The sequence below is a fragment of the Vibrio comitans genome (genome assembly GCA_024346835.1).
Taxonomy (GTDB): Bacteria; Pseudomonadota; Gammaproteobacteria; order Enterobacterales; family Vibrionaceae; genus Vibrio; species Vibrio comitans.
The window spans coordinates 57,690-70,570 of sequence record AP024866.1; the positions used below are offsets into that span (position 1 = coordinate 57,690).

Annotated in this window: 7 protein-coding genes, 2 tRNA genes and 4 rRNA genes; 11 read left to right on the plus strand and 2 right to left on the minus strand. The window is 46.8% G+C overall.

Translation table 11 applies throughout. The features are described 5' to 3' along the window. The first annotated feature begins 35 nt into the window (after positions 1 to 35). The 10 genes from ubiD (at position 36) to OCU46_RS00315 (ending at position 10,000) form a co-directional block, all read left to right on the plus strand. The gene (gene ubiD / locus OCU46_RS00270; RefSeq protein WP_141273643.1) at positions 36 to 1,895 is read left to right on the plus strand and encodes a 4-hydroxy-3-polyprenylbenzoate decarboxylase; all 1,860 of its coding nucleotides are present in this window, start codon (positions 36 to 38) and stop codon (positions 1,893 to 1,895) included. Beyond that, positions 1,892 to 2,161 (plus strand): 2Fe-2S iron-sulfur cluster-binding protein, encoded by a 270-nt coding sequence (locus tag OCU46_RS00275; protein WP_017027070.1) that lies wholly within the window; start codon positions 1,892 to 1,894, stop codon positions 2,159 to 2,161. Before ubiD ends, OCU46_RS00275 begins: the two co-directional genes overlap by 4 nt. A 16-nt stretch (positions 2,162 to 2,177) precedes the next feature. Continuing rightward, entirely contained in the window at positions 2,178 to 2,888 is a 711-nt protein-coding gene (fre, locus tag OCU46_RS00280) for an NAD(P)H-flavin reductase (RefSeq protein ID WP_141273641.1), read from the plus strand. Positions 2,889 to 3,422: 534 nt separating this feature from the next. Next, a 16S ribosomal RNA gene (locus tag OCU46_RS00285) occupies positions 3,423 to 4,975 on the plus strand. A gap of 76 nt (positions 4,976 to 5,051) precedes the next feature. Then, a tRNA-Ala gene (locus OCU46_RS00290) sits at positions 5,052 to 5,127 on the plus strand. A gap of 338 nt (positions 5,128 to 5,465) precedes the next feature. Beyond that, positions 5,466 to 8,354: ribosomal RNA gene (locus OCU46_RS00295) — 23S ribosomal RNA — on the plus strand. 91 nt (positions 8,355 to 8,445) lie between these two features. Beyond that, positions 8,446 to 8,561: ribosomal RNA gene (gene rrf / locus OCU46_RS00300) — 5S ribosomal RNA — on the plus strand. Positions 8,562 to 8,620: 59 nt separating this feature from the next. Continuing rightward, positions 8,621 to 8,696: transfer RNA gene (locus OCU46_RS00305), tRNA-Thr, on the plus strand. Between the two features lie 43 nt (positions 8,697 to 8,739). Beyond that, positions 8,740 to 8,855: ribosomal RNA gene (gene rrf / locus OCU46_RS00310) — 5S ribosomal RNA — on the plus strand. Together the 16S, 23S and 5S rRNA genes with 2 tRNA genes alongside form the textbook arrangement of a ribosomal RNA operon. Before the next feature lie 482 nt (positions 8,856 to 9,337). Next, a complete protein-coding gene (locus tag OCU46_RS00315) occupies positions 9,338 to 10,000 on the plus strand; it encodes a hypothetical protein (RefSeq protein ID WP_244311473.1) in 663 nt (220 codons plus the stop codon). A gap of 9 nt (positions 10,001 to 10,009) precedes the next feature. Here OCU46_RS00315 and ilvY read toward each other — a convergent pair whose 3' ends face one another. Then, positions 10,010 to 10,897 (minus strand): HTH-type transcriptional activator IlvY, encoded by an 888-nt coding sequence (gene ilvY, locus OCU46_RS00320; RefSeq protein ID WP_141273586.1) that lies wholly within the window; start codon positions 10,895 to 10,897, stop codon positions 10,010 to 10,012. A 138-nt stretch (positions 10,898 to 11,035) separates the two neighbouring features. Here ilvY and ilvC point away from each other — a divergent pair, with 138 nt between their 5' ends. Next, positions 11,036 to 12,520: a ketol-acid reductoisomerase gene (gene ilvC, locus OCU46_RS00325; RefSeq protein ID WP_141273588.1), complete on the plus strand. Its 1,485-nt coding sequence runs from the start codon at positions 11,036 to 11,038 to the stop codon at positions 12,518 to 12,520. 98 nt (positions 12,521 to 12,618) lie between these two features. Here ilvC and ubiK read toward each other — a convergent pair whose 3' ends face one another. Next, on the minus strand, positions 12,619 to 12,876 hold the full coding sequence (gene ubiK / locus OCU46_RS00330; protein ID WP_141273590.1) for a ubiquinone biosynthesis accessory factor UbiK: 258 nt from the start codon (positions 12,874 to 12,876) through the stop codon (positions 12,619 to 12,621). Positions 12,877 to 12,881 lie beyond the last annotated feature (5 nt).

Here is a 12,881-nt window from a genome sequence, read left to right on the forward strand (position 1 = left end):
TACTGCGCCCATCTTTTTAGGCTAAATGGATTGTTATGAGCTGCAAAGACTTGCGAGACTTCCTTGCCCTTCTGGAAAAAGAAGGACAACTAAAGCGCATCTCCCATCCGGTCGATCCCGACTACGAAATGACAGAAATCAGCGACCGAACATTGCGTGCTGGTGGCCCTGCATTATTGTTTGAGAACCCAGTTGGCTATGATGTGCCAGTCTTAACCAATCTATTTGGTACTTCCAAACGAGTCGCTCTTGGTATGGGGCGTCAACAAGTCAGCGATCTACGAGAGGTAGGCAAACTGCTGGCTTATCTTAAAGAGCCGGAGCCACCTAAGGGCTTTAAAGACGCCTTAGATAAACTTCCTGTATTCAAACAAGTCCTAAATATGCCGGCAAAACGCCTTCGCAAAGCGCCTTGCCAAGATATCGTCTGGCAAGGGGAGGACGTTGATTTAGATAAGATCCCCGTAATGAGTTGTTGGCCTGAGGATGTTGCTCCACTACTAACGTGGGGATTAACGGTGACTCGTGGACCCAATCAGAAGCGACAAAATCTTGGGATCTATCGCCAGCAAAAACTCAGTAAAAATAAAGTCATTATGCGTTGGTTAGCGCATAGAGGCGGTGCTCTAGATCTTCGTGATTGGTCAGAAGCCAATCCAGGAAAGCCATTTCCTGTTTCGGTGGCTTTTGGTGCTGACCCAGCAACCATTCTTGGTGCGGTAACACCTGTACCCGATTCGCTCTCTGAATATGCCTTTGCTGGTTTGTTAAGAGGTAGCAAAACTGAAGTGGTTAAGTCAATCAGTAACGACCTAGATGTTCCAGCCAGTGCTGAGATTGTGCTAGAAGGTTATATCGACCCTACTGAATTTGCAGATGAAGGCCCTTACGGTGATCACACCGGCTATTACAATGAAGTAGAAAGCCACAACGTATTTACCATTACGCATATTACAATGCGTAAAGACCCTATCTATCACAGTACCTACACAGGGCGCCCGCCAGATGAACCTGCGGTATTGGGTGTCGCTCTTAATGAAGTCTTTGTCCCTATTCTGCAAAAGCAATTTCCAGAGATAGAAGATTTTTATTTGCCTCCAGAGGGGTGCTCTTATCGCATGGCGGTTGTGACCATGAAAAAGCAGTACCCGGGTCATGCTAAGCGCGTGATGATGGGAGTGTGGTCTTTCTTACGTCAGTTTATGTACACCAAATACGTTTTGGTATGTGATGAAAGCGTCGACGCTCGAGATTGGAACCAAGTTATCGCGACAATGACAGAGCACATGCAGCCGAAACGCGACATTGTGATGATTGAGAACACCCCGATAGACTCTCTTGATTTTGCTTCACCAGTCGCTGGGCTAGGCTCGAAAATGGGACTAGATGCAACCATAAAGTGGCCAGCAGAGTTAGCAATGTCTAATGGCGACGTCTCTAGCACTTTCTCCGCTCTGCAGCAGGAAAAAGCCGAGCAACTATTTGACGGACTAAAACAGCAACTTCCATGCATAAAGGATTGTTATTTACCAACTGAAGCAGGCTTTGGCGGAATGGCTATCCTATCTATAGATAAGCAACAAGCTCATCAAGGAATAGAAGTGATCGATGCCGTGTTAGCGGAGTTTTCTCATTATACTGAGATGAAGTTTGTCATTGTCTGCGATCAAGACGTCAATGTTAGAGACTGGAATGATGTAATTTGGGCTATTACCACCCGTATGGATCCCGCTCGTGATAGTAAATTTATCGATGGGCCACAATCTCAACTCGGTATAGATGCGACTAACAAGTTGCAAGGCGAGGCGACGAGGGAATGGGGTAGGCCTATCCATAAGGATAAAGAACTCGTTGCTCGTATTGATAAGATCTGGGAACAACTCAACATCTTATGACGTACAAGGTAGAACTTTTACCCAGTGGTGTAATATTTGAGATAGAGGAACAGCAAACCATATTAGACGCTGCTCTATCTCAGAACATCGCATTCCCTAATCGGTGCCAAGTTGGAGCGTGTGGAATGTGTTTATGCCGATTAAAGACTGGTACAGTAGCGTATCAGTTAGAACCTATGCTAACAGAGAAAGAGCAAGCCCAAGGCTGGGTCTTTGCTTGCCAAGCGTTTGCTAACACAGATTTAGTACTTACTTTTGATGAGTAAGGATATAGAGGAAGATATGACCATTCGTTGCAAAGTAAAATCAATCAAGCCCCTAGCCAGCAATACATTCCGAGTATTGCTGCACCCTGAAACTCCAGTTGAGTTTGAAGCGGGGCAGTACTTGATGGTCGTAATGGGTGAGAAAGACAAGCGTCCTTTTTCAATTGCAAGTAGCCCTTGTCGACATGAGGGAGAGCTAGAGCTTCATATTGGTGCTGCAGAAGAAAATGCTTATGCTCTTGAAGTGGTTAATCGTATGCATGAAGCGCTAAGCAATGGTAGTGACATTGTTATCGATGCTCCTCATGGCGATGCAGCGCTTAAAGTCAGTGACCGTTCTATGCTTCTTATTGCTGGTGGAACTGGCTTCAGTTACGTGCGCTCTATTCTTGATCACTGCATCAGCCAAAATATCAATAACCCAATATATTTGTATTGGGGAGCAAGAAGTAAATCTCAGCTATATGCTTTTGATGAATTGACGGCCATTGAACAGCAGCACTCAAATATCCACTTTATTCCTGTAGTAGAAGATGATGAAGGTGTTTGGACTGGAAAAACCGGTAATGTTCTTCAAGCCGTGATGCAGGATTTTTCGGACCTATCTGAATACGACGTTTATATAGCGGGTCGATTTGAGATGGCAGGTAGTGCAAGAGAACAATTTATCTTTAATAAGAAAGCTAAGGTCGAACAAATCTATTCTGATGCGTTTGCTTTCATCTAAAGCTAGCAAAATCGTTCCAAACCTAATAAAACAGCCCGCTTTTTAAGCGGGTTGTTTGTTTGTTGAACGCAAAAAAAGAAAGTGCAAAAAACTTATAAAAAACGCTTGCCAATGTGACGCGTATCTCTATAATGCGCCCTCACTGACACGGCAACAGCGGAAACGCTTCGCAGTGTTTCAGTAGGCTAACTAGCCGAACCAAATTGAGTTTAACTTCTCTTAGAAAATTAAATTCAAAAAGTGTTTGACACTGAGGTTCAAATCGCTAGAATGGCCGTCCGCTTTGAGAGACTCCTCACAAAAGGAATCATCGAAAAGCAACGCTCTTTAACAATTTAAACCTATCAATCTGTGTGGGCACTCGTTGATGATAATCGAAAAGATTTATCAATGAACTGAGTGACCAATACAATGATTTTTAATCATTGGCACAGTCAATTCATTATCGTTCTGTTGGAACGATAATAGCTTTAAAATTACATAGTAGTTTTGAAGTCAGTATTCATTGAGCCGGTCGCAAGACCAAAAAAACTTTAATTGAAGAGTTTGATCATGGCTCAGATTGAACGCTGGCGGCAGGCCTAACACATGCAAGTCGAGCGGAAACGACAACATTGACCCTTCGGGTGATTTGTTGGGCGTCGAGCGGCGGACGGGTGAGTAATGCCTGGGAAATTGCCCTGATGTGGGGGATAACCATTGGAAACGATGGCTAATACCGCATAACGTCTACGGACCAAAGAGGGGGACCTTCGGGCCTCTCGCTTCAGGATATGCCCAGGTGGGATTAGCTAGTTGGTGAGGTAATGGCTCACCAAGGCGACGATCCCTAGCTGGTCTGAGAGGATGATCAGCCACACTGGAACTGAGACACGGTCCAGACTCCTACGGGAGGCAGCAGTGGGGAATATTGCACAATGGGCGCAAGCCTGATGCAGCCATGCCGCGTGTATGAAGAAGGCCTTCGGGTTGTAAAGTACTTTCAGTCGTGAGGAAGGCGTTGAAGTTAATAGCTTCATCGTTTGACGTTAGCGACAGAAGAAGCACCGGCTAACTCCGTGCCAGCAGCCGCGGTAATACGGAGGGTGCGAGCGTTAATCGGAATTACTGGGCGTAAAGCGCATGCAGGTGGTTTGTTAAGTCAGATGTGAAAGCCCGGGGCTCAACCTCGGAACCGCATTTGAAACTGGCAGGCTAGAGTACTGTAGAGGGGGGTAGAATTTCAGGTGTAGCGGTGAAATGCGTAGAGATCTGAAGGAATACCAGTGGCGAAGGCGGCCCCCTGGACAGATACTGACACTCAGATGCGAAAGCGTGGGGAGCAAACAGGATTAGATACCCTGGTAGTCCACGCCGTAAACGATGTCTACTTGGAGGTTGTGGCCTTGAGCCGTGGCTTTCGGAGCTAACGCGTTAAGTAGACCGCCTGGGGAGTACGGTCGCAAGATTAAAACTCAAATGAATTGACGGGGGCCCGCACAAGCGGTGGAGCATGTGGTTTAATTCGATGCAACGCGAAGAACCTTACCTACTCTTGACATCCAGAGAACTCGCTAGAGATAGCTTGGTGCCTTCGGGAACTCTGAGACAGGTGCTGCATGGCTGTCGTCAGCTCGTGTTGTGAAATGTTGGGTTAAGTCCCGCAACGAGCGCAACCCTTATCCTTGTTTGCCAGCACGTAATGGTGGGAACTCCAGGGAGACTGCCGGTGATAAACCGGAGGAAGGTGGGGACGACGTCAAGTCATCATGGCCCTTACGAGTAGGGCTACACACGTGCTACAATGGCGCATACAGAGGGCAGCCAACCAGCGATGGTGAGCGAATCCCAAAAAGTGCGTCGTAGTCCGGATTGGAGTCTGCAACTCGACTCCATGAAGTCGGAATCGCTAGTAATCGTGAATCAGAATGTCACGGTGAATACGTTCCCGGGCCTTGTACACACCGCCCGTCACACCATGGGAGTGGGCTGCAAAAGAAGTGGGTAGTTTAACCTTCGGGAGGACGCTCACCACTTTGTGGTTCATGACTGGGGTGAAGTCGTAACAAGGTAGCCCTAGGGGAACCTGGGGCTGGATCACCTCCTTATACGATGATTACTCACGATGAGTGTCCACACAGATTGATATGGTTTAGAAAGTTAGAGCAGGAAAAACTTCCAGATGGGGCTATAGCTCAGCTGGGAGAGCGCCTCGCTGGCAGCGAGGAGGTCTGCGGTTCGATCCCGCATAGCTCCACCATCTTTAAGTGTTTTTGTTCTTTTCTCTAGAAAGAATAGAGAATATTTAAAAATGGTTTCGTAAGAAACTTGCTCTTTAACAATTTGGAAAGCTGACGATAAATAATGTGATTTCATTATTTATCAAATTTAAAAGTTCTCAAATCCTAATGATTTATCATTAGGTACCAACACACATTCAAGTGTTCTTGGGAATGTATTCTTGCCAGAATGCATTCAAATTTGAGTCCGGCAAAATCGAATGTTATCTCGCTCATAATAAAGAGATAACGCACCTTGGAAACGTCATACTGCAGCGTAGCAACTGCATTGCGTAAGCAAGACCCTTTGGGGTTGTATGGTTAAGTGACTAAGCGTACACGGTGGATGCCTTGGCAGTCAGAGGCGATGAAAGACGTAATAACTTGCGATAAGCCCAGATTAGGTAGTAATAACCATTTGAGTCTGGGATTTCTGAATGGGGAAACCCACGTGCATAAGCACGTATCGTTATGTGAATACATAGCATAACGAGGCAAACCCGGGGAACTGAAACATCTAAGTACCCGGAGGAAGAGAAATCAACCGAGATTCCGAAAGTAGCGGCGAGCGAAATTGGATTAGCCCTTAAGCTTTTAATGCGTCAGGTGAAGAGTCTGGAAAGTCTCGCAGTATAGGGTGATAGCCCCGTAACCGACAACGCATTTTAAGTGAAAACGAGTAAGGCGGGACACGTGATATCCTGTTTGAACATGGGGGGACCATCCTCCAAGGCTAAATACTACTGACTGACCGATAGTGAACCAGTACCGTGAGGGAAAGGCGAAAAGAACCCCTGTGAGGGGAGTGAAATAGAACCTGAAACCGTGTACGTACAAGCAGTAGGAGCGCCTCGAAGCGTGACTGCGTACCTTTTGTATAATGGGTCAGCGACTTATATTCAGTGGCAAGGTTAACCGTTTAGGGGAGCCGTAGGGAAACCGAGTCTTAACTGGGCGTTCAGTCTCTGGATATAGACCCGAAACCAGGTGATCTAGCCATGGGCAGGTTGAAGGTTGAGTAACATCAACTGGAGGACCGAACCGACTAATGTTGAAAAATTAGCGGATGACTTGTGGCTAGGGGTGAAAGGCCAATCAAACCTGGAGATAGCTGGTTCTCCCCGAAAGCTATTTAGGTAGCGCCTCGGACGAATACCAATGGGGGTAGAGCACTGTTAAGGCTAGGGGGTCATCCCGACTTACCAACCCTTTGCAAACTCCGAATACCATTGAGTACTATCCGGGAGACACACGGCGGGTGCTAACGTCCGTCGTGGAGAGGGAAACAACCCAGACCGCCAGCTAAGGTCCCAAAGTATAGCTAAGTGGGAAACGATGTGGGAAGGCTCAGACAGCCAGGATGTTGGCTTAGAAGCAGCCATCATTTAAAGAAAGCGTAATAGCTCACTGGTCGAGTCGGCCTGCGCGGAAGATGTAACGGGGCTAAGCTATACACCGAAGCTGCGGCTGCATACTTTGTATGCGGGGTAGGGGAGCGTTCTGTAAGCGGTTGAAGGTGGTCTGTAAGGGCTGCTGGACGTATCAGAAGTGCGAATGCTGACATGAGTAACGATAAAGGGGGTGAAAAACCCCCTCGCCGGAAGACCAAGGGTTCCTGTCCAACGTTAATCGGGGCAGGGTAAGTCGACCCCTAAGGCGAGGCCGAAAGGCGTAGTCGATGGGAAACGGGTTAATATTCCCGTACTTCTTATAATTGCGATGGGGGGACGGAGAAGGCTAGGTGGGCCTGGCGATGGTTGTCCAGGTTCAAGTATGTAGGCGGAAGGTTTAGGTAAATCCGGACTTTCTTAACGCTGAGATACGATGTCGAGCTGCTACGTGCAGTGAAGTCATTGATGCCATGCTTCCAGGAAAAGCCTCTAAGCTTCAGATTATAAGAAATCGTACCCCAAACCGACACAGGTGGTCGGGTAGAGAATACCAAGGCGCTTGAGAGAACTCGGGTGAAGGAACTAGGCAAAATGGTACCGTAACTTCGGGAGAAGGTACGCTCTTGGCGGTGAAGTCCCTTGCGGATGGAGCTACTAGGAGTCGCAGATACCAGGTGGCTGCAACTGTTTATTAAAAACACAGCACTGTGCAAAATCGTAAGATGACGTATACGGTGTGACGCCTGCCCGGTGCCGGAAGGTTAATTGATGGGGTTAGACTTCGGTCGAAGCTCTTGATCGAAGCCCCGGTAAACGGCGGCCGTAACTATAACGGTCCTAAGGTAGCGAAATTCCTTGTCGGGTAAGTTCCGACCTGCACGAATGGCGTAATGATGGCCACGCTGTCTCCACCCGAGACTCAGTGAAATTGAAATCGCTGTGAAGATGCAGTGTACCCGCGGCTAGACGGAAAGACCCCGTGAACCTTTACTACAGCTTGGCACTGAACATTGAGCCTACATGTGTAGGATAGGTGGGAGGCTTTGAAGACGGTACGCCAGTATCGTTGGAGCCATCCTTGAAATACCACCCTTGTATGTTTGATGTTCTAACTTAGCCCCCTTATCGGGGGTGAGGACAGTGCCTGGTGGGTAGTTTGACTGGGGCGGTCTCCTCCCAAAGAGTAACGGAGGAGCACGAAGGTGGGCTAAACACGGTTGGACATCGTGTGGTTAGTGCAATGGCATAAGCCCGCTTGACTGCGAGAATGACAATTCGAGCAGGTGCGAAAGCAGGTCATAGTGATCCGGTGGTTCTGAATGGAAGGGCCATCGCTCAACGGATAAAAGGTACTCCGGGGATAACAGGCTGATACCGCCCAAGAGTTCATATCGACGGCGGTGTTTGGCACCTCGATGTCGGCTCATCACATCCTGGGGCTGAAGTCGGTCCCAAGGGTATGGCTGTTCGCCATTTAAAGTGGTACGCGAGCTGGGTTTAGAACGTCGTGAGACAGTTCGGTCCCTATCTGCCGTGGGCGTTGGAAGATTGAAGGGGGCTGCTCCTAGTACGAGAGGACCGGAGTGGACGAACCTCTGGTGTTCGGGTTGTCATGCCAATGGCATTGCCCGGTAGCTAAGTTCGGAATCGATAACCGCTGAAAGCATCTAAGCGGGAAGCGAGCCCTGAGATGAGTCTTCCCTGGCACTTTAAGTGTCCTAAAGGGTTGTTCGAGACTAGAACGTTGATAGGCAGGGTGTGTAAGTGCTGCGAGGCATTGAGCTAACCTGTACTAATTGCCCGTGAGGCTTAACCATACAACACCCAAGGGGTTTTGTGGACTCAAAGTAAGAACTTTGAATGTGTATATGAACTTTTAAATAACAGTTTTCCGAATTTTAAAATTTGCTTGGCGACCATAGCATTGTGGACCCACCTGATTCCATGCCGAACTCAGAAGTGAAACACAATAGCGCCGATGGTAGTGTGGGGCTTCCCCATGTGAGAGTAGGACATCGCCAGGCTTTAATTTTGAATAACCCGCTTTTGAAGCGGGTTTTTTCGTCTTTCTAGACGACAAATTGCTGGTATGGCTCAGTTGGTAGAGCGCACCCTTGGTAAGGGTGAGGTCCCCAGTTCGACTCTGGGTACTAGCACCATATTTTGCTATTAGATATTCAGTCTGATTGCACACAAAATTTGCTTGGCGACCATAGCATTGTGGACCCACCTGATTCCATGCCGAACTCAGAAGTGAAACACAATAGCGCCGATGGTAGTGTGGGGCTTCCCCATGTGAGAGTAGGACATCGCCAGGTTCTAATTTACACCCTAGCCAATCGGCTGGGGTGTTTTCGTTTATAGGTCTGAAAAAAGTAGCGTGTGTTTGCGGATCGCCGCACCGCCCATGTCTGAGTAGGACATCGCCAGGTTGGCATTCAAAAGCCTCGTCATTAGACGGGGCTTTGTCGTATCTAGGATTTAGAAAAGTAGTGTGTGTTTGCGGATCGCCGCACCGCCCATGTCAGAGTAGGACATCGCCAGGTTAGTATTCAAAAGCCTCGTCACTAGACGGGGCTTTGTCGTATCTAGGATTTAGAAAAGTAGCGTATGTTTGCGGATCGCCGCACCGCCCATGTCAGAGTAGGACATCGCTAGGTTTGAATTCAAAAGCCTCGTCATTAGACGGGGTTTATAAACATAAAAATCCTTCTATTGCATATCAGTTATGTTCCGCTTTCATTGGGAGTAGAGAGAGGGTTAGGGTAGATTTGCCTCTCTTCTGGTTAAGAGAGACTCTATGAATCGTTTTTTGCTAGCTTGCTTATATCTTGTCCCTGCTATTACCTTTGCTCAGTCTGACGCTAATCAATCCAAACCGGTCGACATGGCGGATCCAACTGCCGTCTACTCTAGTGTTGGAGCGCATTTATATACTAATGGTGACTTTGACCTCTCTGCAGGGTTTGCATGGGGTAAGAACATGCTAGCTGTAGAGTCTAAGCAAGGTATGGATGCGGTTAATGTACGTTACGCCCATATGGACTTATGGCAAGGTATCGGCGTTTACGCCGAATCAACGTTACAGCTGGATAATGATTTTGGCACTTCTGCAAGCATTGGCGCTGTATCAACTCTAAAGGTTGGAGAGGTTTGGACCATTTACCCCATTGCCACTTTAGGTTCCATAGAGGTCATTGATGACGAGTGGATCGCTACTGGAACCGTTGGGTTTTATAACCGATTTAAGCTCGGGTCAGGTTTTTCACTGGGTGTTGACCCATTTTACACTTTAGGTGAATCGGATTATGAAAGCATCTATGTTGATACTTTCATTAGTTATCAATATAAGAACCATCAAATTCGTCTTGGTTACAACGGCTCTGAAAGCAAAAGTAAGGTACTAAACAGCAATACTGATTTTGATGGTGAAGGCTATTTAGAATACAAAATGGCCTTTTAAACAGGAGCATTAACTAGCAATATAATTTGCTTCGGCCACGCTCCATAGAGCCTTTATTAGGGGATTGTTAAGCTGAGAACGCTTGCAACAAACACCTAGCTTAAAAGGTTTTACAGGTTCTACATCCAGCTTCTGGATGTGATCTTTTACCGGGCTGTTATTAATAACCACATCCGGTGCGATTCCTATACCACAACCTAACGCCACCATACTAACGATGGCTTCATGCCCCGCAACTTGCGCATAAATGTTGGGTTTGATTTTACTTCGTTTAAACCAGGTATTGCAGCGATCACGTGCGGTGCCTTCTGATGGAATAATAAAGGGGATTTCGTTCCAGTTGACTGGCTCTGTGAGCATGCTTTCTATATTGGCAACTCCCTTAGGAGCTATAACAGACAAGGAGATTTCGCTGATGTTCTCAAATGCAATCCTAGAGGGCAATTGGTCACTTTCTGCAGAAATAGCGATATCGGCTTCGTCATTTAGCACCTTCTCTATCGCTTGTGCAGGGTCCCCTGTACTGAGTTTATATTCGATCAATGGATGCAGTAATCGAAACTCTGAAAGCAAGCGAGGTAGGTGGCTATAGCTTGCTGTTACCGAGCAAAACAGTCGTATCTCCCCCTTTAATACATCCTTATGATCAGAAAAGTTAAGAGTAAAGGTTTGCCATTGATTCACGATATTGTGCGCAACAGGGAGTAGCTCTTTGCCTGCGGTGGTTAGCTCAACACTTCTATTGTCTCGAATGAATAGAATCTGCTCTGCCTCTTGTTCTAAGCGCTTTATTTGACGGCTCAATGCCGACGGGCTCATGTGCATGGCGGACGCAGTCTTGCTGAAGTTCTTACTTTCAGAAAGATGTAGAAAAATCTGTAGGCTTTTGATGTTCATTTGAGTAATCTTCTTGTTGCATAATTTGCAATGATTAGTTGTAAATATATCACTTTAAGCAACTTTCAACCTGAATTAGTATGAACTCAATTGGCAAATAAAGCCGAACTATGGAAAGAATTTTAAGGAGAGCCCGTCATGGCTAACTATTTCAACACGCTAAACCTACGTGAGCAATTGGACCAATTGGGTCGTTGCCGTTTTATGGACCGTTCTGAATTTGCTACAGAAGCTGATTACCTAAAAGGTAAGAAAGTGGTTATCGTAGGTTGTGGTGCTCAAGGCCTAAACCAAGGCTTGAACATGCGCGATTCTGGCCTAGATGTATCTTATGCACTACGCCAAGCTGCTATTGATGAGCAACGCCAATCTTTCAAAAACGCAAAAGAGAATGGCTTTGAAGTAGGTAGTTACGAGACTCTAATTCCTCAAGCAGACCTAGTTGTTAACCTAACTCCAGACAAGCAACACAGCAATGTTGTTGAAACAGTAATGCCTCTAATGAAAGAAGGCGCTGCACTAGGCTACTCTCACGGCTTTAACGTTGTTGAAGAAGGCATGCAGATTCGTGAAGACCTTACAGTAGTGATGGTTGCACCTAAGTGCCCAGGTACTGAAGTTCGTGAAGAGTATAAGCGTGGTTTCGGCGTACCAACATTGATCGCTGTTCACCCAGAAAATGACCCTAAAGGCGAAGGTTGGGATATCGCTAAAGCTTGGGCTGCAGGTACAGGTGGTCACCGCGCAGGTTGTCTAGAGTCTTCTTTTGTTGCTGAGGTTAAGTCTGACCTAATGGGTGAGCAAACTATCCTTTGTGGCATGCTACAAGCGGGTTCTATCGTATGTTACGAGAAGATGATTGCTGACGGCATCGATGCTGGTTACGCAGGTAAGCTTCTTCAGTACGGCTGGGAAACAATCACTGAAGCACTGAAGTTCGGTGGTATCACTCACATGATGGACCGTCTATCAAACCCTGCTAAGATCCGCGCTTTTGACCTTTCTGAAGAGCTTAAAGATCTTATGCGTCCGCTTTACAACAAGCACATGGATGACATCATCCAAGGCGAATTCTCTCGCACTATGATGGCTGACTGGTCAAATGACGATGTTAACCTATTCAAGTGGCGTGAAGAGACAGGTGAAACTGACTTCGAAAACTACCCAGAGTCTGATGTAGAGATCTCTGAGCAAGAGTACTTCGATAACGGTATCCTAATGATCGCTATGGTTCGCGCTGGTGTTGAGCTTGCGTTTGAAGCAATGACAGCTTCAGGCATTATCGATGAATCTGCTTACTATGAATCACTGCACGAGCTTCCGCTAATCGCGAACACAGTTGCACGTAAGCGTCTATACGAAATGAACGTTGTTATCTCTGATACAGCTGAGTACGGTAACTACCTATTCGCAAACGTAGCAACTCCGCTTCTACGTGAGAAGTTCATGCCTTCAGTAGCAACAGACGTTATCGGTAAAGGCTTAGGCGAAGCATCTAACTACGCTGACAACCAACGTCTAATCGAAGTGAACGAAGCAATTCGTAACCACCCAGTTGAGTACGTAGGTGAAGAACTACGTGGCTACATGACTGACATGAAGCGTATTGCTGTTGGTGGTTAATCGTTAATTAAAAGTCCGCCGATGAGTTCGGCGGTACTGTTAACGTAAAAAAGGCTTGGTATGAAAATACCAAGCCTTTTTGTTTGTGCGTGAGGTGGTTATTCGCCTTTAGTCGAAAGCTTCTCTTCTAGATCGGCCATCTTCTTTTCCATCTCGTTCAGCTTTTGACGAGTGCGAAGTAATACTTGGGTTTGAACCTCAAACTCTTCACGACTGATCACGTCTAGCTTGTTTAGTTGAGCTTGAATGACTTGACGGACTTTTTGATCAACGTCAGTGCCTAGGTCTTTCACTGGCTGAGGCATAGATTCATGAATTTGCTTTGCAATCTGCTCTAGTTTTTTAGGGTCGAACATAGGGG